The organism is Edaphosphingomonas laterariae (genome assembly GCF_900188165.1).
GTDB lineage: Bacteria > Pseudomonadota > Alphaproteobacteria > Sphingomonadales > Sphingomonadaceae > Sphingomonas_E > Sphingomonas_E laterariae.
Genome location: NZ_FZOS01000047.1, coordinates 1 through 20,754, shown reverse-complemented (window position 1 = coordinate 20,754; position 20,754 = coordinate 1). Strand labels below are relative to the sequence as shown.

General features: G+C 65.1%; 18 protein-coding genes. 5 read left to right on the top strand and 13 right to left on the bottom strand.

Annotated elements, in window-relative coordinates; genetic code table 11:
- Positions 1–14: 14 nt before the first annotated feature.
- The 11 genes from CHB74_RS20055 to CHB74_RS22145 all read right to left on the bottom strand — a co-directional run bounded on the left by CHB74_RS20055 (position 15) and on the right by CHB74_RS22145 (position 10,854).
- Positions 15–476: a site-specific integrase gene (locus CHB74_RS20055; protein ID WP_245843078.1), complete on the bottom strand. Its 462-nt coding sequence runs from the start codon at positions 474–476 to the stop codon at positions 15–17.
- 1 nt (position 477) lies between these two features.
- Complete coding sequence (locus tag CHB74_RS20050) at positions 478–1,551, bottom strand: hypothetical protein (RefSeq protein WP_144033874.1); 1,074 nt, start codon at positions 1,549–1,551, stop codon at positions 478–480.
- A 606-nt stretch (positions 1,552–2,157) separates the two neighbouring features.
- Entirely contained in the window at positions 2,158–2,874 is a 717-nt protein-coding gene (locus CHB74_RS20045) for a hypothetical protein (RefSeq protein WP_089221264.1), read from the bottom strand.
- A gap of 1 nt (position 2,875) precedes the next feature.
- Positions 2,876–5,749, bottom strand: coding sequence for an HsdM family class I SAM-dependent methyltransferase (locus tag CHB74_RS20040; RefSeq protein ID WP_206432992.1), 2,874 nt, complete (start codon positions 5,747–5,749; stop codon positions 2,876–2,878).
- A gap of 49 nt (positions 5,750–5,798) precedes the next feature.
- A complete protein-coding gene (locus tag CHB74_RS20035) occupies positions 5,799–5,987 on the bottom strand; it encodes a hypothetical protein (RefSeq protein WP_062788381.1) in 189 nt (62 codons plus the stop codon).
- A 263-nt stretch (positions 5,988–6,250) separates the two neighbouring features.
- Positions 6,251–6,400 (bottom strand): hypothetical protein, encoded by a 150-nt coding sequence (locus CHB74_RS22150; protein WP_162854508.1) that lies wholly within the window; start codon positions 6,398–6,400, stop codon positions 6,251–6,253.
- 294 nt (positions 6,401–6,694) lie between these two features.
- Positions 6,695–7,360, bottom strand: a complete 666-nt coding sequence (locus CHB74_RS20025) for a DUF4410 domain-containing protein (RefSeq protein WP_089221263.1) — start codon at positions 7,358–7,360, stop codon at positions 6,695–6,697.
- A gap of 9 nt (positions 7,361–7,369) precedes the next feature.
- Positions 7,370–7,990 carry a hypothetical protein gene (locus tag CHB74_RS20020; protein ID WP_089221262.1) on the bottom strand — a complete coding sequence of 207 codons (621 nt, stop codon included), beginning with the start codon at positions 7,988–7,990 and terminating at the stop codon, positions 7,370–7,372.
- A gap of 310 nt (positions 7,991–8,300) precedes the next feature.
- On the bottom strand, positions 8,301–9,638 hold the full coding sequence (locus CHB74_RS20015) for an ATP-binding protein (RefSeq protein ID WP_089221261.1): 1,338 nt from the start codon (positions 9,636–9,638) through the stop codon (positions 8,301–8,303).
- Positions 9,632–10,366: a response regulator gene (locus tag CHB74_RS20010; protein ID WP_089221260.1), complete on the bottom strand. Its 735-nt coding sequence runs from the start codon at positions 10,364–10,366 to the stop codon at positions 9,632–9,634. The genes CHB74_RS20015 and CHB74_RS20010 overlap by 7 nt, the downstream gene beginning before the upstream one ends.
- Positions 10,367–10,455: 89 nt before the next feature.
- Positions 10,456–10,854: an EF-hand domain-containing protein gene (locus tag CHB74_RS22145; RefSeq protein ID WP_179220939.1), complete on the bottom strand. Its 399-nt coding sequence runs from the start codon at positions 10,852–10,854 to the stop codon at positions 10,456–10,458.
- Positions 10,855–11,094: 240 nt separating this feature from the next.
- Between CHB74_RS22145 and CHB74_RS22140 the strand changes: the two genes are divergently transcribed.
- The 4 genes from CHB74_RS22140 to CHB74_RS19985 all read left to right on the top strand — a co-directional run bounded on the left by CHB74_RS22140 (position 11,095) and on the right by CHB74_RS19985 (position 17,167).
- Positions 11,095–11,496, top strand: coding sequence for a hypothetical protein (locus CHB74_RS22140; protein WP_179220938.1), 402 nt, complete (start codon positions 11,095–11,097; stop codon positions 11,494–11,496).
- A 141-nt stretch (positions 11,497–11,637) separates the two neighbouring features.
- Complete coding sequence (locus CHB74_RS19995) at positions 11,638–12,717, top strand: efflux RND transporter periplasmic adaptor subunit (protein ID WP_179220937.1); 1,080 nt, start codon at positions 11,638–11,640, stop codon at positions 12,715–12,717.
- Complete coding sequence (locus tag CHB74_RS19990) at positions 12,714–15,779, top strand: efflux RND transporter permease subunit (RefSeq protein WP_089221256.1); 3,066 nt, start codon at positions 12,714–12,716, stop codon at positions 15,777–15,779. Before CHB74_RS19995 ends, CHB74_RS19990 begins: the two co-directional genes overlap by 4 nt.
- A 14-nt stretch (positions 15,780–15,793) precedes the next feature.
- Entirely contained in the window at positions 15,794–17,167 is a 1,374-nt protein-coding gene (locus tag CHB74_RS19985) for a TolC family outer membrane protein (protein WP_089221255.1), read from the top strand.
- A 174-nt stretch (positions 17,168–17,341) separates the two neighbouring features.
- On the opposite strand, the gene CHB74_RS19980 is transcribed toward CHB74_RS19985, so the two are convergent.
- Both CHB74_RS19980 and CHB74_RS19975 read right to left on the bottom strand, forming a co-directional pair.
- The gene (locus CHB74_RS19980) at positions 17,342–17,974 is read right to left on the bottom strand and encodes a tyrosine-type recombinase/integrase (RefSeq protein WP_089221254.1); all 633 of its coding nucleotides are present in this window, start codon (positions 17,972–17,974) and stop codon (positions 17,342–17,344) included.
- Positions 17,975–18,158: 184 nt separating this feature from the next.
- Positions 18,159–19,214: a tyrosine-type recombinase/integrase gene (locus tag CHB74_RS19975; RefSeq protein WP_245843079.1), complete on the bottom strand. Its 1,056-nt coding sequence runs from the start codon at positions 19,212–19,214 to the stop codon at positions 18,159–18,161.
- A gap of 213 nt (positions 19,215–19,427) precedes the next feature.
- Here CHB74_RS19975 and CHB74_RS19970 point away from each other — a divergent pair, with 213 nt between their 5' ends.
- Positions 19,428–20,594, top strand: a complete 1,167-nt coding sequence (locus CHB74_RS19970) for a hypothetical protein (RefSeq protein ID WP_013849889.1) — start codon at positions 19,428–19,430, stop codon at positions 20,592–20,594.
- Positions 20,595–20,754 lie beyond the last annotated feature (160 nt).

Sequence of the window (20,754 nt, the reverse complement as noted above, 5' to 3'; positions counted from 1 at the left end):
TTCGGGCTACGCCCTCACGCCACTCCCCCCGGCATGTAACACCGTGGCCTGGTTTTACGCCGCCGAATGGCCGACTTTTGCTCCGCCGTTGACAGGCGGAGCTTCACGAGCTGCGCCTGGGTCGGATCCTTGAGTTCGAGCAGCTGATGGACCTTGCCGATCGACGCCTTATAGCGCGCGAGCGAGGCCGGTTTGCTCCCGTTCTCCGCGCGGGCGTCAAGATAGTCCCCGACCGTTTCGGCCGTGGCGGGCAGGGTGGTACGGCCCGCCCTTCGGCACCAGAGATCGAACGCCTCGATATCGCTGGAGAGCGCACGGATGCTGTGGGGCGAGGAGGCGGCCTGGTAGGCGGCAACAAGCTCGCTGTTGACGGTGATGGTCGCACCCGCCTGGAGCTTGGTGATCTCCCAGGCGAGATCCTTCCCCTCAGCCGTGGCGCGGGGCCCGATCACGGCAGGCAGGATGACCTCGGCCATCCTACCGACCCAGCGCCTCGATCTCATCAAGCGTATGCGCCGCGACGCCGTAGATCTCGGCAAGTGCATTGAACGCCGCCACAGCGACGTTGCGGAGGCTGTCCTTGCCGTCCGAGGTCAGCGTTGCATCATATTCGAACGACGGCTCGACGGCCGCAAAGCCTTCATCCCCGAAATCGTACCGCCCCGCCGGCCACCAGGTGCCGTCGAGGCCGGTGATCCCAAGCCGCACATGGATCGGCAGCGAACCGCCATGGGCGAGCGCAAGGGCGCAGTTGCGTTCGAGGAACGACATCCACTGCTTGAAGATGTATCCCGTGGCGACCGTGAGCCGGCCGCTCTTCGGCGTGAACAGAAATTCGTTCGCAATCCCCCAGAACTCGCCGGTTTTCTCGAACCACTGGGTGAGCGCGCCCGTGGGATAGACCCCTTCCTCCGCCGCATCGGGTCGATAGATCATCGCGCCCCCGCGGCTGACGCCGTAGCCAAGCGAGCCCGCATTGCCGATCAGAGCTGGATGCCCCGGATGTTCGGCAATAGACCTTTTTGCGCCCGGCTTTGCCGCCCATTTCGACGGAATAAGACGGGCATAGCCATGGGCTCCGGGTTTCCAGCGAATCTTGCTTGAACCATGGGTGGGGTGGGTGACCGTCTGCTCCGCGCCAGGGTCAAACCATATATCGGTGTCACCCGAGAATGGCGGCTGCCAATGTACGGCCTCAGGCGACGGAGGCGGAAGCGTGTCGAACGCGAGCTTGAGCGCACCAGCAAGCTCCTTGGCGAGCTTGGTGCGGGCCGCACGCAGGGTCGTGGTGTCGGCGCCGATCGGCAGGTCAAAGCTCAGGGGCCCCCGCCGCCCACGCAGGTCGAACGGGAGCTTCTCGACGATCGCGCCTTCAAAGGCGGTGTTCCAAACCTGGATCACGCGGTGCGAGGTCAGTGCCTTGTTGGCATAGCCCATCTCGAGCAGCACATTGGGATTGGCGCACGCCTTGCCGCTGTCGGAGAGCGCGATCGGCGTCACGTCGCCGACGAACACCGCCGCTTCGTCGATCTTGGCGAGGATCGTCGCCACGATGTCGGGCGTGCCCGCAACCCCTTGCGTGTCAGACGTCAGGCTCGGCCGATCGGCCTCCTCGAGTTCGGCCGCAAGGATCGTGATCGCTTCATCGAGCGCAGTGCGGATCACGTCGCGCGTAACGCGGCCGTCGAGATCGCTCTGCCATCACCAGAAGACCGTTTTTCGCACGCACTCGCCCCCGCATGACCTGCGCGGCCTCATAGCCCATACATTATAGGGAGCGCAATTATGGATATGTGATAACTGTATTATCGCAATAAGCGTTTTCTCGATCTAGCACCATGGAGTGCCGTCAGCAGTCGACCAATCATTGTCATTCAAAGCCGGTTTCCGACTTCCCAAATGCGGACATGTTTTCCCGCTTGCTTCCGGGTCGCCCAATGTCAGAAAAGTCGGACGTTTGGGACTGTCCGGATTTACTCGCCAAGATGGAGAAGCGGTCTTTGATCTTGGCCCTGATCCGCTCATGCCAGTGCTACGTCCCAGCAAGGGAATGGGCGATCATTCGCGAAGGCGTTTGCCGAACCCGATCTTCGAGGACTTTCGGTTCCCTGGCCGACGCCACGTCACGACTTCGCCGGCCCGGTCGGGAATCGCGTTCTACATCTCGATCCAGAGATGATCGATCTGGATCGGAGACAGGCCGGCGAGTCGTTGATGATGGGATCGCAGGAACGCCAGGCGCTGCGCTGCATCGTGGCCTAGCAGCGCCAACTTATCCGTGACCGACCAGTTTTCCACTGTGTCGCCTACGATCGCATCAACCCAGCTATCGAGCTGCTGTTTCCAATGCGGGATGTCGTTGACCTGGACATAGCCGATCATCGCGGCATGGCTATGGCTGCCACCGTGGTGCCCAGCCTTAAAGCGCTGAATCCCACCCGTCGAACTGAACCGGCTGATCAGGTACTCGCGTTCGTCGCGATCCGCCGCTGCGGGCGTGGGCAGGCGCTTGCATTCGATCGGGAGCAAGGTGCGATACTCGGTGTATTCGCGCCCTTCGATCCAGATGATGGCTCCGCTCGGGGCGACGGCAAGGTCGATCGCGCGGCGGCCATCAGCTTCATCAGGCTCCTCGCGCTTGAACTGGATGAAATCCCAGCCTGGCGCGTGGCGAGAGAGACTATTCAGCCGCGAGCAGAGCTGCGCCGTCAGCTTGGTCTCGCCGGTCGCCGCTTCGCGCGCCGGATCATCGCGCCAGCCCGCCAGCGCACCGCCGATGAAACCGACCAGCGCCGACAGCCATTCTCCGGGCTGATGGATACCGACACTCAGCGCTCCCGCCGGTCTACCGCGTTCGCCTTCGTCCGCCAGCACCTCAGAAGCCCTGCGCTCTGAGGTCGGCGAGCACGTCGTCGGCGTCCCGAAGCGCGATGGCGGGCGTCCAAAAACGATGGCGATCGGGCTTCAACAAGAACACGAAGCCGTCGTCGTACAACCGGGTAATCCGCGTGATCGTCAGGCTGGTGCCCCGGCGCTCTTGGAGCAGCGCATCGAGCTTCTGGCGCAGTCCATCCGCGCCGGTCCAATCCACCTCGCCATCACCGAAGACATAGGCCTTGCAGATCGCCCCAGGCCAGCGCTGACCCGGCAGCGCCTTCAGGGCGGTACGCGGATAAACCGCATTGATCTGCCGGGCGAAAACGTCGTCGAATTCGGCAAGGGCTTCGCCCGGCGCGGGCCGCATGACGGCGGCGCCGGTGCCGAGGCGGATGAATTCGCGCTGGTGTTCGACCACATCCGCCGCAACGATCCGCTCGTTCTCGCTGAGGTCGAGGTCATGATCCTCGGGATAGGGCACGGCCAGAACGTCGGCGCTCAGAATGGCGGTGGCGCGCTGCGTGAAGAGCCGAGCGCTGATCCCCGCCACGTAGGCACGCAGAACCGTCGCTTCTCGGAAGAGCCAATCGTTGATCGCGCTCAGCGCACCGAGTTGCTCCGCCGGGGCCGCCAAGCCGACGATCTCGTGCTTGTAGGCGAGGTAGTGGCCGTTCCACACGCCATGGTGCAGATCCTCGTGCTCCTTGATGAGCAGCAAAGGCGGCGTGAAACGCCGCGCGGTCTTGGTGTCCTTGATCGGCTTGTCGGGCACGACGTCGAGAAAGCGCGTATCGAGCCCATCACGCGACAGGTTGCTGGTCGGAAGCAGCGGCTTGCCGACGAGGTGCTCCGCTGGGCGCGAGATGCCCTTCCGGCCGGCGATATAGCCTTCGCCGAAATCCCACTGATGCTTCTGCGCGAAATCCCGCAGAGTCGGATAATCGCGCAAGCGCTGGATCAGGTCGTGGACGCGGCTTCCGCCGAGCAGGTTCGCCCGCCAGATGTCGCGAGACTTCTCCGCGATCGCGTTGCCGAACCAGTGCAGGTCATAATAGTCGATGTCGAAGCCCTGCTCGGCCGTCGCCCGGCCGTTGCGGCGAAACACGGCATGAAGGAGGCGGCTGTCGGCGGTCGGCTGCACCGCCTCGGCAATGACCACGACGACCTTCGGGTCGGCCTCGCCCTTCTTGAAGAGGCCCCGAACCGAGACGAAGTCCAGAACCTCACGGACCGACCAGCGGCTGAAGAAGGACTGACGGAACGTGAGAGCGTGCTGGTTGTAGAGAAAGCCCGCGGGCTCGACCATCGCGAGCACGCCGCCCGGCGAAAGCAGCTCCATCGCCTCGCTGAGAAAGAGATAGGCGAGCTGGTTGTCGGCGAGCGCCCCATGCGCCTTGGTATAGGCGGCATAGCTTCGCCTCGCGCCGTCCGTCGTGAGAGCGGATTCGAACGGCGGATTGCCTACGACGACCGCGACCGGCGCCTGGACCAGGCCGCGCTCTTTGGCCTCGAAGAAGCAGCTCCAGTGGAGCGTGTTGTCGGCGAGCCGCGGAAACAGCTTGACGCTGGAGCGGATCTCTTCGGGCTGGAGAGCGTCGCACAGGCTCAGGCACAGGCTGAACGCGGCCAGTTCGACCGCCCCCTCTTCGAGATCGACACCATGCACGCGCTGGAGCAGCGGACGCAGATCGTCGACATCCGGACGCGCCCAGCCGTTGCGCCAGCGCCAGTGCAGCACCAGCCGCTTGTATGCCTCGACCAGGAAGACGCCCGATCCGCAGGCCGGATCGAGGATGACCCCGTCCCCGGCCATGAGCCGGTCGATACGGTCCCAGCTCAGCGTCTCTTCCAGCATTAGCCGAACCAACGCCGGCGGCGTGTAGATCGAGCTGGCCGCGTCTTTCACGAAGAGCTGGTAGATGTTGCTGATAAGCTCCACCGGCAGGTCGCGGAAGGAGTAGAGGCGCCAGAGGCTGAACTGCCCCGTCGAATCCTCGAAGCCCTCGACCAACCGCGCGTAGCTGGCGAGTTCGGTGCTGTCGGCCAGCGCTGCGCGCTCTGCATCCTTCAGGCGGAACACATGTCCGTTGAACCGCTCTTCGAGCGCTTCGAGCAATGTTATCAACGCCGGACCATTGCCCAGAACCTCGAAAAAGTGGGTGGCGCCAGGCAAGGCGCGAGCGAAGTCGTCCGGCAGAAGGACCGACCGTTCCTCGAGATAGGCGATGAGCAGTGAGAGGATCAGTAATCGCCGCTGCAGCCCGCCATCGAGCAACCTACGCTCGCCCATCTGCCTAGCGAGCTCGCGGACTTCTTCGACCAGTTTACGATGGGCCGATTTCTGAGCCGAAAGCATCAGGCGGCAGGCATCGGGGTCGTCCCAGATGGCGCCATTGCGGATGCGAGCGGCATCCCACCATACGTCCTGCACCGCGATCTCCGCGCCGATCGCCAGCGTGCGGATCGGCCGGCAGATTGGCGTGTCGTCGGGACCGACGAAATCGGGCGCATGCGCGCAGCGGAAGAGCTGAATCTGCCCCGGACCGGCGCGGTAGACGATCGGGACGCCGCTCCAGCTCCACAGCCGCTTGTGCAGCTCAGCGAAAGCCCGATCGTCGGCATGCGCGGCAGCATCGAAAACGAAGGCCTGCGCGACCGATGCGCGACCATGCCGGCCAGCTTCGAAAAATACCGCGCGCGCGCCGTAGCTCGCGGCCTTCTCGATGAAGGCGACTTCCTCGGGGGGCCGCCCCGCCGGAACATAGCCATCGACAGCGACCAGGCCATCGACGGCGGGCAGATCGCCCCCGCGCCCGATCGCGAAAAGCCATTCAGCGCCTTCGAATGCAGCGCCGGGTGTGTGGAGCGTCACATCCGCCTCCTCGGACCGAGGGCGGATGGAAGGGCGAACGGCACCACGATCATTTCTGCCGCTTCTTCTTCGAGAGCGCGAAGCCCTCCTTCAGCAGATCGGTCATCGTGATCCCTTGGGAGACCGCGAAGCCCTTGAACTCTTTCTTGAAGTCGGGACTCACCTTGAAATTGAGCGACTTGTTCTCGCCGTCGCCCCCATGATCCTCGTCGGCCGGATCGGTTCGACTGCTGGCCAAGATACGCCCTCCCACTGCGGCCATGTTCCCTCTCGGCTGCTTCGGTTTGGGCAGAAATACAGATTTCCGCCTTTCTGGCAATCCGGAAAGACGGAATTCCTGAAATCTGGAAAGACAGAAATAAAGAAATCTGGATCGACTCCTCGACTCACGCTGGCTCAGGCGGATTGATGGAAACGGTTAAAAACCGTTGTCATAACGAGAACACAATAGGAACATTTGGTCAACCTGCGGCTTTGTGGCGCCGAATAGAAAACCGACCCCTATTCGTCCAGACTGGCTCCGGTCGACCAACGCTCGTCGCTCGGTTTCAGGAAATACCCTTCCTCGCAACAGGCCGGCGCCAGGGCGTGGAGCGGCGCCTGTTCGTCAAGCCATTCGCCGATCGCGAACGGATCAATCAGGAGAGGCATGTCCCTGCTCGCGCGGCCGACGATCGCGTTCGCGGCGGTGCGAATGCCAGCGCAGTACATGCCGTCAGGCCCATCAGCGATACGGGCGTTGATCCGTGAGGCGATTTGGCGGCTGCTTACGACCCAAAGTAGGTCATTGAATTCCGCGTCCGCGAATGTCTGATCCTGACGGAAGCCGCCGACAATAATTCAAGGCGACGAGATGCCGACCCGACGTGCAATCGCCTGCGCAGGCAGCTGCCGCATGTTTTGACCGGCGCTACTCGGCCGACATCTGTGAGGATGGCTCGCAATTCAGTTTCTGCGCGCGGCCGAGGAGCCGGCCGGCCAAGGCCAGCCGGCGGAGCGGTAGAAGTTGCGGGTCTGCGACACAATGGTGTTGGCGGCACGTTTGACCGAACGATCAAGCCCGCCGCCTGCTTCGGCTAGCAAGCCGGTGCCGCCGCCCAGTGCCAGCCCTATGAGTTTTCCGGTGCCTGCGGCCACGACGCCGGGCAGCACCAGGCCGGGCTTGCGACCGCTCTTCGTGGTGGTTGAAAAGCCCATGGCGACATTGCTGCCGCCGGCCAGCTCCAGGCGGGTCTCGGTCTGTAGCGCGGACCGTCCAGCCCCGAACCCGATCAACATACGCTCCAGCCGGCTGCCAGGATCGGCACGACGTATCTCAACCCGCACCACGGCGCTGCTCAGCACGGGCGCCGCCGGCGATGCGATCGACACCTGAAGCCCCGCCTTGCGATAGCTGGCGAGCAGTGCCTCCTGCAAACGGTGTGCGGCACTGACGGCGTTATCATCCGCACCTAGTTCCGGCGCGACCGTGACGACGATCGCCAGTGACGTCGGGGCCGATTGGCGGATCGGCGCGGAAGCAATGGCCAGAGAACTGACCGTGGTCTTCGCGCAACCGGCAAGCGGAACCACGCCGAGAAGCACCGCGAGGCCGAGTATCGAGCGAGCCATGTCCACTTCTCAACGCTGTGGAACGACGGGCGGCGCCGGCGGGATGCCGTCAGCGAGCGCGGTGGCGGGCAGCGGCGCAGGCGGCGGTGCGCCGGGCGGGGTCAGGCGGAATGCGAAGGGGTAGGCTGTCCCGTTGAACATGACAGTCAGCTGGATCTGGCCATGGAAGCCGCGATCCTTCGGGATCGGCACCACGATCAGGCCACCGAAGCTGCTGCCCGGATCGACGGTCGTCGTCTGCAGGATTTCGGCGCCGAGCTGGTCGAGCGTATAATCGAGCTTTCTGTCGATCCCGCGCATGACCATGGCGCCGCCTGCGATCGCCGCAGTGGCGCCAAGAATGGCCGGCGTGTCGTCACGCCAGTGGATCACTCTGGTGTAGCTGCGCCTGGGACCGCTGACATGGCGGACATAGGTGCCGCGATTCGAGGCGGTCGAGGCGATCCCCGCCAGCGCACCCGCTGCGAGCATGGTGCCGATCCTTGCCCCGCGCGCCTTGTCCTCTGCATCTGCAACGAGTTGTTGATAGGTGGGCAGGCCGACGGGAATGGCGTTCACGCTAGCCAGGATATTCTCGATGCCGAAATTGGCGGCCTGCGCGCCCTCGTTGAAGACTGCAAGCGCGAACATGGCCTTGCCCTTCTCGACCCGGACCGGGCGAACCTCGATCGTGCCGGTGGGCTGGCGCAGAGATACGGCCGGTTGCCCGCGATAATAGCGTCATGGCTGCTATGGCGGACCGCAACCTGCGCATTGGCGGGCGAGGTGCTGACGGCGAGGACCATGACCATCGTGACGGCGGTGCTGGCAGCGGAGGCGGCCAGGCGAAAGAGCGGCGTCTTGGCGGAAGTGAAGAGAGGCATAACAGGCTCCGTTGATCGATGAGACTGTTATGAGGACGCCGTGCAACAGCCGGTCTGGCGCCATGTAAAGCATTGTATCAGCCGCCGGCACGATGCTCGCGCGCCAGATGCAGGCACAGGATTGCGCGAAAGCCGCCCTCGCGGCGATTTTCGATGCGAAGTTCGCCCTGATAGCGGTGGGCGAGCGCCTGAACGATCGAGAGACCGAGCCCCACCCCGCCGGTCTTCCGCGCGCGCGAGGGCTCCAGCCGCTCGAACGGCTCGATCAGGCGCTCTAGGCTCTCGGCGGGCACGCCGGGGCCCTCATCCTCGACGAAGATATGGGCGACTCGTCCATCGGTATGGACGCGCACGAACGCACGCCCCCCGCCATAGCGCATGGCATTGTCGAGAAGGTTGGCCAGCATCCGCTGGATCGCGGTGTGCGAGGCCTCTACGAACAGGGGCCGCGGGATCGCATCGATGGCGACAACTTCGCCGCGTGCCCGGCGCTCGGCAGCGATTTCGGCCAGTTCCTGACGGATGTCGCTGCGCGCATGCTGCATGTCATGGGCGACGGATTCGCGCGCGAAGGTGAGCGTGTCGCTCAGAAGGTCGCGCATCTCCTCGATGTCCTTGGACGCGAGGCGACGCTGCTCGGAATCCTCGATAAACTCGCCGCGCAGTTCGAGCCGGGTCAGATAGGTGCGATAGTCATGCGCGATCGCGGCCAGCATCCGGGTGCGCTCGTCGATCAGTTCGCGCAATTGGCGCCGCAACTGCTGGACGGCACCGCTAAGCTCGATGATCTCACGCGGGCCCTTTGGCGATAGCGTCTCGAGCCGGTCCCCGCGGACCGCGCGCGCAAGGCGTTCGACCGGGCGCGTGGTCTGCGAAGCAAGCCAGAGGATCACGAGGAGATCGACGGCGCCGATCGCCGCCACGAACAACAGCAGGTTGCCGAAGATCCGCGCCGCCGGCGCCAGCGCCTTTTGTTCGATTGTGACCGCACGGCCATCGGGCAATGCCACCGAGACACGGATGAGGTGGGTTGAAAGCGGGATCGGCTGGTCGAGATCGATCGAGCGATCGCCTCCCATAATCTCGATGCGGAACGGCCGTCCGCCAAGCGCGTCGCGGTACCGCGCGATGGTCGCGGGCGTCACGGACTCGCGGCCAATGTCGGGCAGCCGAGCGATTTCGACAACGCGCCGGTTGGCGTCCGAAAAGGCGCGAGTCAGGTCTTTGTGGGAGGTCGGGGGCGTGCGCTCGAATGCGGCGACGATCAGCGCGACATTGGCTGGATCGGGCAATCGATAGACCGGGCCATCGCCTGTCCTGATGAACGCGACGATCAGGGCGACCATCATGCCGAGATGAAGCAGGACGATGAGCGCGATGCGGTCGCGCAGGCGGCGCGGCCCGAATTTCAGCATCGAACGACGTCAGGTGAAAAAAGGTAGCCGTCGCCGCGCACGGTGCGGATGATGGTCGGTTCGCGCGGATCGTCGCCGAGCTTGCGGCGCAGGCGTCCGATCTGGACGTCGATCACCCGGTCGACCGGATTGGCAAGGCCGCCGCGCGTCCAGTCGATCAGCAATTCGCGGGACAGCACGCGCTGCGGATGCATGAGAAGCGTGTAGAGCAGATCGAACTCGCTTGTGGTCAACGTTACCTGCTCGCCCGCCGGATTGAGAAGCGCACGGGCGCCAAGGCGGAGTACCCAGCCATCGAATCGAAACGAGTCGCCGGTCTGTGCCTGAGCGCTTACCACATCGCGCGTGCGCCGGATGATCGATCGCAACCGCGCAACCAGTTCACGCTTGTTGAAGGGCTTGGCGAGATAATCGTCGGCACCGATCTCCAGGCCGACGATGCGGTCGATGGGGTCGTCCTTCGCGGTAACGATCAGGATCGGCAGCCGCGGCATTCGCGCGCGCAGCCGCTGGCAGATCATCAGGCCGTCCTCGCCCGGCAGCATCAGGTCGAGGATAAGGCAATCGATCCGTTCGAGCAGGCCGTCAGCGTCGAGACCGGCCGAGCTTTCGAAGGCCAGCACCTCGAACCCCTCCCGGCCGAGAAGAACGCGCACGAGATCACGGATGCCGGGATCGTCCTCGACGATCGCGACGGTGCCGTTGGTCGCTTGCGCTTGGCTGGCCATGCGGTTCCCTTTCGTCCCACGGCGCTTATTGGAGCGAACCACCCCCGAGGCAATCATGAACTATCGTTCGTACCCCGGGGGTTAGGGGCTCACATGCCGCGCTTGGCGGCCGCAGTCTGCAATTCGGCGGGCGTGATCTTTCCGTCCTTGTCGGCATCGACATAGTTAAACCCACGATCCCGGCGACCGGCAGCCTTCCACTCCTCGCGCGACAGCGTGCCGTCGCCATTGGTATCGACCGCCTTGAACTTTTCGGCCTGCAATTCGGCGGGCGTGATCTTTCCGTCCTTGTCGGCATCGACATAGTTAAACCCACGATCCCGGCGACCGGCAGCCTTCCACTCCTCGCGCGACAGCGTGCCGTCGCCATTGGTATCGACCGCCTTGAACTTTTCGGCGGCACCGGCGGGTGCGGACTGCGCCATGGCCGCGCCGGGGACCGTCACGCCAAGACCGAGCATGGCAAGGCCGATCATAAAGGTCTTCATGGATACTCTCCTGTGAGATTCGCCGTCAGTGAGCGGCCAATTTGATAGGCGCAGGTACACGCATCCATTTGCGTCATCGGTGACGCTAGGTAACAGTTTGTAACCGGGCCGGCCAGCACGATCGAAAGGGCCTGGCCGCCGTTCACACTCGGCTACAATGCACGGCAATTGCCGCCATCTCCTTGCCGCAAGCCAATCGTCCCGGTGAGCCGCACAGGCTTGCCCGCACAGGAGAATGAAATGTTCCCGACATCCCGCATCGTTGCGGCGGCCCTTGCCGCCCTCGTCACCTGCGCCGCCACCGCTGCCGAGGCGCGCCAGTTTTATGGAAGTCGCGGCATCCATGGCCCCAATGGGCGCGGCGTAACCCGAACGGTCGATATTACCCGCGGCGGTGGTCAACGCGTGGAGACGCGCAGCCTGCAGACCGATCGCGGTCGCGGCATCACCAGCCAGCGCCAGCGAGAGGTCGACGAGGGCAGCTTCGTTGGGTCACGCACGCGCACGCTCAATAACGGCACGCATTGGGGGGCAGCGACCAATGCAACGAAGAACGGCAACGGCACTGCAAGCTATGAACGAACCTACACCGGGCCGGGCGGCGAAACCTTGACCCGTTCGGGTACCGTCGGCCGCTGGTGAGCCACGCGCGGGCGCCCAATTCCGGAGCGCCCGCTTACAATCTGTTACAAAGGGCGAAAGGCGCGTTTGCGCGGAAGCTTCATCCGGCGGGGTGAAGGAGGACCAATCCGGTCTTCCACCCCGCTTCCCAAAGGGATGAAGATGGCGCGCCTAGCCCCCCTCCTGCCGCTCTCGGCGCTGATCGCCCTGTGCGCCTGTACCGGCGAAAAGCCTGTCAAGGACGAGCGGCGGGCGGTCTCCGTCCAGCAGATCACCGATGCCGCCGGCCCGGGAACGATCACCTATGCCGGGGATATCCGCTCAGCCTATGAAAGCCAGCTCGGCTTCCAGGTCGCGGGGCGGATCATATCGCGCTCGGTCGAGCCGGGCGACACCGTCCGCGCCGGGCAGGCATTGTTCCGGATCGACGGCAGCGATTATGCGCGCGCCGCCGATAGCGCAGCCGCGCAGACGGGCGCCGCGCAATCGGCGGCAGCCACCCAGGCGGCAGACCTTGCCCGCTCGCGCGCGCTGCTGAAGCAGGGCTTCATCTCGCAGGCCGAATATGACCAGCAAAAGGCCACGACCGATCAGGCGCAGGCACAACTGCGCGCAGCCCGGGCACAGGGCGGCACCGCCTCCGCGCAGCTTGGCCGCACCGTGCTGACCGCCCCGCGCGCGGGCGTCGTGACGAAGGTCGAGGGCGAAGTCGGCCAGGTCGTCGGCGCGGGCCAGATCGTCATCACGCTGGCCGATCCGGCCAGGCCCGAAATTGCCGTGGCCCTGCCGGAAGGTGGCCTTGGCGCCGTCCGCTCGGCGCGCAGCTTCGCAATCAGGCTGTGGAGCGATCCGACCCGGCGCTACACCGCAACGCTGCGCAGCATCGCGGGCGCCGCCGATCCCGTGACCCGCACCTTCGCCGCCAAATTCGCCATCGCAGCCCCCGCCGGCGCGCTCCACATCGGCGAAACCGCCGAGCTTGCCGTGGAGACGGAGCGCACGCGCGGCGGCGTGCTCGTGCCGCTGACTGCGATCATGGATGTCAAGGGGCGTGCCCAGGCCTGGGTGCTCGACCGCGCGACCATGACGGTGCAGCCGCGCGCCGTGAAAGTCGGCCCGGCCCAGGGCGACAGGCTCGCGATCCTTGCGGGCCTCAAGCCGGGCGACACGATTGTGACCGCAGGCATCCATCTGCTGCGCGCCGGTGAAACGGTCCGTATCGCGGAAGTGCCCCGGTCATGAGCAAGTTCAATCTCTCGCGCTGGGCGCTCGCGCACCAGCAACTGGTCGGCTTCGTCCTCGCGCTGTCGATGGCCGCGGGGCTGCTCGCCTATACCTCGCTCGGACGCAAGGAAGACCCTGAGTTTACCGTCAAGACGATGATGATTACCGTGGGTTGGCCCGGCGCCACTGCGGAGCAGATGTCGCAGCAGGTGATCAAGCCGATCGAAACGGTGCTCACCGAAAACATTCCCGAAATCGACTATGTGAAGAGCAAGGCCCGACCGGGCCAGGCGACGCTGAACGTCACGCTGATCTCGACGGTCAAGAGCAACACCATTCCCGACATCTGGTATCAGGTGCGCAAGACCGTGACCGACAACCGCGCCGACCTGCCCGACGGCGTGATCGGCCCGGCGTTCAACGACGAGTTCGGGACGACCTATGGCAATATCTACGCGATCACCGGCGACGGCCTGAGCTACCCGACGCTGCGGCGCTATGCGGAAACGCTGCGCGACCGGATCCAGACGCTGCCTGACGTCGCCAAGACGCAAGTGATCGGCGCGCAGGACGAAGCGGTCTATGTCACCTATGACAGCGCGCGGTTGGCGATGCTGGGCGTCTCGGCACAAACGATCGCCGATGCGCTCAAGGCCACCAACGCGGTCAATGCGTCCGGCATCGTCGAGGCGGGTGCGGAGCGCGTGCGGGTACAGGTCGCCGGCGCCTATGAGGCGATCGACCAGATCGCGGCGACGCCCATCACGGTCGATGGCAAGAGCATCCGCCTCGACGCGATCGCCAAGGTCGAGCGTCGGCCGGTTGATCCGGCCACGTTCAAGATGCGCCATGGCGGCCAGGATGCGGTCGGGGTCGGCATCAGCCTGCGCTCGGACGGCGATGTCGAACGGCTTGGCGAAGATCTCGGGACGCTGATCGCCGCCTATCAGGCCGAACTGCCGGTCGGCGCGCAGATCCACACGGTTTCCGATCAGACCCATGTCGTTGCGGAATCGGTCAGCGAGTTCACCCGGTCGCTGGTCGAGGCGATCCTGATCGTCCTGGCGGTCAACTTCCTGTCGCTGGGCTGGCGGCCCGGCATCGTCGTGGCGCTGTGCATCCCGCTGGTGCTGGCGATGACCTTTGTCGGCATGCAATATATGGGCATCGACCTGCAGCGTATCTCGCTCGGCGCTCTCATCATTGCGCTGGGTCTGCTGGTCGATGACGCCATCATCGTCGTCGAGGCAGTCGCCACGCACCTCCAGGCAGGCTGGACCCGCACACGCGCGGCGGTCAGCGCATATAGCGTCACGGCGGTGCCGATGCTGGTCGGCACGCTCATCACCGTCGCAGGCTTCCTGCCGATCGTGATGAGCCAGGCGACCGCCAGCGAATATGTGAAGTCGCTGTTCCAGGTGATCGCGCTGGCGCTGGTCCTGTCGTGGATCGTCGCGGTCATCTTCACGCCGTTCATCGCCTATCATCTCCTGCCGCAGCGCAAGGACGCGCGCGAAGATGCTGGCGAGCCGGAGGAGCAATATGAGGGCCGCTTCTACGGCTGGTTCCGCAGGCTGCTCGATCGCTGTCTCGACCGGCGCAAATCGGTCGTCATCGTGGCCGCCGCCCTGTTCGTAGGGTCGGTGTTCCTGTTCCAATGGGGGGTGCCGCGCCAGTTCTTCCCCTCGTCCGAGCGGGCCGAGCTGGTTGTCGATCTCCAGCTTTCGCAGAACGCCAGCTTCGCGCAGACCGAGGCGGTGGCCAGGCGGATGGAAGCGCTGCTGGCCAAGGACGAGCGGATCACCTCGGTGACGTCCTATGTCGGTGGCGGCTCGCCGCGCTTTTACCTGCCGCTGAACGTCCAGACGCCCGACATCGCGCTTGCCGAACTGGTGCTGCACACCAAAGGCGAGGAAGAGCGCGAAGCGGTCATCGCGCATCTCCAGCATCTGTTCGCCACCCAGTTTCCCGAAATGCGCGGCCGGGTCAGCCGGCTGGAGAACGGCCCCTCGGTCGGCCAGCCGCTCCAATATCGCGTCGCCGGTCCCGATCTCGATGCCATCGCACCGATCGCCGCCAGGCTCGAAGCGATCGTTCGCGCCGATGGCCATTCGCGCAATGTGAACAGCGACTTTGGCGAGCCGCTCAAGGTCGTGCGGGTCGATCTCGATCAGGAAAAGGTCCGCAGCATGGGCCTTTCGACCCAGGCGGTACAGCAGTCGCTCCAGGCGGCGATCGGCGGAATCGGCACCACTCGCTTCCGCGACGGTGACCGCGCGCTCGACGTGACCATGCGCCTCAGCACTGCCGAACGCACCGATCTTGGCCGCATCGCGAACCTGCCGATCAGCACGGCGAACGGTCCGGTCCCGCTCGCGCAACTCGGCCGCGTCTCCGCCGCCAGCGAACCGGCGCTGCTGTACCAGCGCAATCGCCTGCCCACGATCACCATCGCCGCCGATGTCGAGGGTGAGCAGGCGACGGACCTCTCCAAGCGGCTCGCGCCCGAGGTCGAGAAACTGCGCAAGGCACTCCCGCCGGGTGGATCGATCGTGATGGGTGGCGCCGAGGAGCAGAGCGCGATCAACCAGAAATCGACCATGGCCGCCGTGCCAGCCGCGATCATGGTCATCGTCCTGCTGCTGATGCTCCAGCTCCAGAATGTGAAGCGGATGCTCGTCGTGCTCGCCACCGGGCCGCTCGCGCTGATCGGCGTGGCGCTGATCATGGCGATCTTCCGCATCCCCTTCGGCTTCGTCGCGATGCTCGGCACCCTGTCGCTGTTCGGCATGGTGCTGCGCAACTCAGTGATCCTGATCGCGCAGATCGACACGCTGTCCGCGCATGGCCTCTCCCTGCGCGAGGCCGTGCGCGAGGCGGCGGTCCACCGGCTTCGCCCGATCATGCTCACCGCGCTCGCCGCCATTCTCGCGATGATCCCGCTGACCGGATCGACCTTCTGGGGGCCGATGGCCTGGGCGATCATGGGCGGGCTGATGGTCGCCACGATCCTTACCCTCGTCGTCCTGCCGGCGCTTTATGAACTGGTGTTTGACCGCCCGGCCAAGCGCGACGCTTAGCAGGAGATATCCTCATGAACCGCGCCTTCCTTCTCGCCACCGCGATGCTGATCGCGACGCCCGCCGGCGCCACCGACCTTGTCGAAGCATGGCGGGCCGCACTGGCGCATGACCCGACCATTGCCGGCGCGCGTGCCAGTCGCGACGCAGGACAGGAGGCAGAGGTGCAGGCGAAGGCACTGGGGCGCCCGACCGTGCAGGCGCAGGGCGCCTATCAATATAACCGCGTGGACGTTGAGGCCGATCTGCCACCCGATCTGCTTCCGTCCTTCTCGGGCGCGCGCAGCAATGGCCGGGCGACAATCGGCGTGCAGGCGGTCCAGCCGATCTACGATGCCACCAAGCGGGCGCAGGCGATCCAGCTGCGCGAGAAGTCGGCAGCGGCGCAAGTGCAATATTCGGGCGAGGAGCAGGCGTTGATCCTGCGGGTGGCGGAAGCCTATTTCGGCGTGCTGGCGGGCGAGGACACGCTCGACTCCTATCAGCAACAGGTCGCCGCCGCAGAGGAACAGCGGCGCGGCGCGCAGGCCCGATTCGATGCGGGCAGGGCACGGATCACCGATGTGCGCGAAGCCGAGGCCCGGCGCGATGCCGCCGAAGCACAGCGGATCGCCGCGCAAGCTGCGCTCGCCAATGCGCAGAGCAGCTTCACCGAACTGACCGGTCTTTCCGCCGACGATCTGCGCCGCCCGGCTGCGGGCGGCCCCCCCCCGGCGCTGGCGCTGTCGCTGGATCAGGCCAGCGCGCTGGCCGAACGTCAGTCCCCGGCCGTAAAGGTCGCCGAGCACAACGCCAGAGCGGTGGGAGCCGATGTCGATCGCTATCGCCTTGGCGGGCGCCTGGTCGTGGAGGGCGTCGCCGGCTATCAGGGGCAATATCGCCTGGGTGGCGAAAGCGGGTCGGGCATACTGCCGGACCGCATTCAGTCGGCCTCGGCCGGCATCCGCGTGACCATACCGCTCTACGCGGGTGGCGCGATCGCCTCGAAGGAGCGCGAGGCGCGAAGCAATGCGACCAGGGCCACCCATGATCTTGCCGCTGCCCGGCGCGACGCGCGCCTTCAGGCGCGCCAGGCCTGGTATGCCGCCACCACCGGTGAGCGCCGGGTCGAGGCGCTTCGCACTGCCCGGGCCTCGGCGGGGCTTCAGCAAAGTGCGGCGTTGACGGGACGCGAGGTCGGCATCCGCACGCAGAACGACGTGCTGAACGCGCAGAGCCAGAGTTTTTCGACCGATCGGGATCTCAACCAGGCCGTCTACGACATGCTGGTGGCACGGCTACAGCTTGCGGCAGCGACCGGCGAGTTGGGGCCAGACGACGTCCAGCGGGTCAATCGCTTGCTCGAGGCCCGTGCCACGAAAGCGACAGAGGCAGATAACGCCTCGTGATGACGACCAACTGCCTAGATGCCGCCCTCCTTTGGACTGTCGTCTCTCGACGTTCCCCAAGTAGCTATCGTCCGAGGTATCCGAAACCTTTCGTTCGTAAGCGCATCGGGAATGACGACTTCGTCCTAGGACACTAGCGAAGTGGCCCCTCGCCAGAGGCGAGGAGCCAGCAATTTAAATCTCAGTATTCTCGGCGAGAGCAAGCGCGTCTTCCACGTCGATCCCGAGATAGCGCACCGTATTCTCGATCTTGCTGTGACCGAGAAGGATCTGGACGGCACGGAGGTTGCCGGTCGCCCTGTAGATTATCGACGCCTTCGTCCGGCGAAGCGAATGGGTACCATATTCACTTCGCATCAAGCCGACCCCAGTCACCCATTCGTCAACAAGACGGGCATACTGCCGGGTGCTGAGATGCCCATTGTGATCAACCCGGCTCGGAAAGACGTAATCGTCCACTGTACCGCCTCGCCGTTCGAGCCATGCCAGCAGACTGGCTCGAGCATCGGGCAGCAGTTCAAATTGGACAGGCCGACCCGTCTTCTGCTGCATCACAATCGCGCGCGTTCGAATCTGCCCGCCGCTAACGAGGTCGCCGATCTTCATCTGCACCAAGTCGCAGCCCCGGAGCTTGCTGTCGATTGCTAGATCGAACAGCGCTCGATCCCGCAGACGGCGGCGCTGGTTTAGATAAAATCGGATCTCCCAGATTTGCTTTGGCTTCAGGGCGCGCTTTGCGCCAACGGTCCTTCCCGCATTCCAGACTTGGCGCTTGGTCGCGACGGGTTCTATTTCAGGCATCTCCATGTTCGTTCTCCAATGGCCAAATTGGCCAGTTGAAGAACGCATGCCCATGGAGCGCGGTGAGGCTTGTGCCGACCAGCCTCGGCGGCTTTCTGATAGCTGGTCGGCGCAGTGCTGAACGTCAGCTTTTGGCGGACCCTGCCATTCTACACATCACCTCGGAACGGCACAAATGTCCCAAACTCAGTCATTCCAGCTTGCGAGACAGGCGACCAACCGCTCCTGCTTCGGCCGCTAAATTACGATTATAGGCGAGCGGCATGCGGGGACTTTTCCAGCGCAGCGCGTCCATGATCCCGGCCAAATCTTCGCCCGCGACGAACAGGTCCTGATTAAGACCCACCCGCGTCGAATGAGCGCTTATTCCCTTCAGCAGTCGGGCCAGATCGTCAGCGGTAAGGTCGCCCAATGCGCCGCGATCGAACGCACGCTGAATGATTGCCCGCCAGATCGGGCCGATCGATCCCGGATGGAGCGCCGCGGCGCCGATGTCATACTCGACCCGCGCCTTCACAGCGGGCTTGGACAGCGTCTTGCGCAGATCCCAAGTCTCACGGCCCGAGATGCTGTCGATCGAACGACCCTTCACAGCCGCCCGCGCTTTGTAGCGCCGTACCTGCACCCGCCGGAACAACGGCCCCGCGTCGATCCCAGCGGCCTCTCTCCACGCCGCGACAGCCCGCACAGAGCGGGGCGACAAATAGGCTGTGGCTCCCTCGCCCTCCTGATCGCCTTTGCTTCGCGCGATGGCGAGGAGGCGCGCTTCGGGATCAAGCGCCTCGAGAATGTCATTGATGCTGATTGCGACGAGCTCCGATGCACGGAGCCCCGTGTCATAGGCCACCGACAACAGGGCTCGGTCCCGCAGGCCTGGCAGATCGCCCGCGCACGCCTCCAGCAAAGCTCGCACATTCAGTCCGCGAGGACTGTCGCGCTCCACGTCTCGCACTGGCCCCTTGAAGCGCAAGGGACGCGCCTGAGCCTGCGCGGTGCCCTTCTCGCGCCGGATCGCGCGTAGCCGCAGCTTCACGAGATCAGCCTGGGTGGGATCCTTGAGATCAAGCAGCTGATGGATCTTGGCGATCGACGCCTTGTAGCGGCCAAGCGAGGCGGGCTTGGCCCCCTGCCCTGCCCGCGCGTCGAGATAGTCGGCGACGATCTCGGGCGTGGCCGGCAGTGCAATCCGGTTGTTGCGCCTACACCACGCATCGAACGCCTCGACGTCGGACTTGAGCGCACGGATGCTATGGGGCGATGAAGCGGCCTGCTACGGGGATTTCTGGCCCTTCCCGGGCGGTTTCGGTGCTCACGACGCGCCTCGCTCCTCAGCCGCGCTTGTAGCCCACCTTATAAAGAACGGTCAAATCTGCTTATGTGATAAGTGCAATTATCACATGTTCGTTCACCAACCACCTGAGTAGTTGTGCAGTGTTTTGGCATTAACTACACATCCGGCATGGAGCGCTTCCATCCCCTCGCCGCCGACACCGACGTCCCACCCGAGGAGCTCGCCCTCGCGCAAGGCGAATGCGCGCTGGCGCTCGGCCGGCTCGACGGGCTCCTCGCCAGCCTCACCGATATCGAAAAACGGCTGTTCTGCGTAGGGCTGCTGCGGGAGGTGTTGCTTTCATCCCTGGCGCAAGCGGGATTTGCGGACGCCGAACACCGGTTCAACGCCTGGTTCGCCGGGCTCGACCGCGGCCCCCAAGAGACACCCCTCACCGGCTGCTCCGCCTATGCCGTGGTCCGCGCCCTGCTCGGCGAACTCAGCCGTCATCCGTGGGAACCGCTCGCCGATGCCGCGCAGACCATCGCTCTGGCCGCTCGCTTCGGGGCCGACCGCCCGATGCAAGCCGAAGACGCGCTGGCGGAGGAAGCGATCGGCAGGGCGATCACGCTAATGAAACAGGCCGGCGCGGATGACGAGACCCCCCTGCCCTTCGCGGGTCTGGCCCGCCTGCACGCGCTGCTGCGCGCCGATCCGCGGTTCGCGCCGCTGGAGCGCGCGGTGCAAATCCGTTCGTTTGGGAACCGCGCGGTGGCGATCGAGCAGGCCGCCACGCGCACCCCGCTCTGGGCGGTCGATGCCGCGCTGGGGCGGCTGCTGACCGCGTCCGGCGCGTGGGCCCGCGCCCTCCCCTGCCCCGGCGCGGTGACGGCGCAAACGCTGCAGCCGCAGCTCTGGCCGGGCGAACGCGCCATGCTGGCGGCCCGCAGCCTCCAGCGCAGCGTGACCCGGCTTGCCGAGCTGGTCGCGCAAGCGCGGCGGCGCGCGGCGCTGATGCGCGAGCAGTTGGGGCACCTGCGCTCGAGCGCGCGGGCACCGCAGGTGTGGATCCTGCTCGCTGGTTTTGCGCCACTCGGGCTCGATCAGATCACCTGGGCGTTCGGGATCAGTCGGCGCGGCACCTATGCGATCGGCGACGCCCTTGTGGCGGCGCGCATGGCACGGCGGGAGACGGTCAAGGGGAAGGCCCTGCTGGTCGTCGAAGAACCGGGAAGGGATGGGCAGCCGGCGTCTTTGGACCAGGCTACCGCCCTCCCCCATGCGGCTCTTGCCGAGTTCGACGCGGCGATGGGTGAGATCGACCGGCTGCTCGCCGGCAGTTCTGGCCATCCCTGACGCGGCATCGCGCGCATTCGGCGTGTATGAAAACTGATCTCTTCTTGACGTTATGTACAGATATCATACATAGACAGAGAAAGAAGGAGATGGCCAATGGCCACAACTGCCCATTCCGGCGTCCCCGCCAAAGCGCCCAGCCGCAAGGATCTGAGCGGTC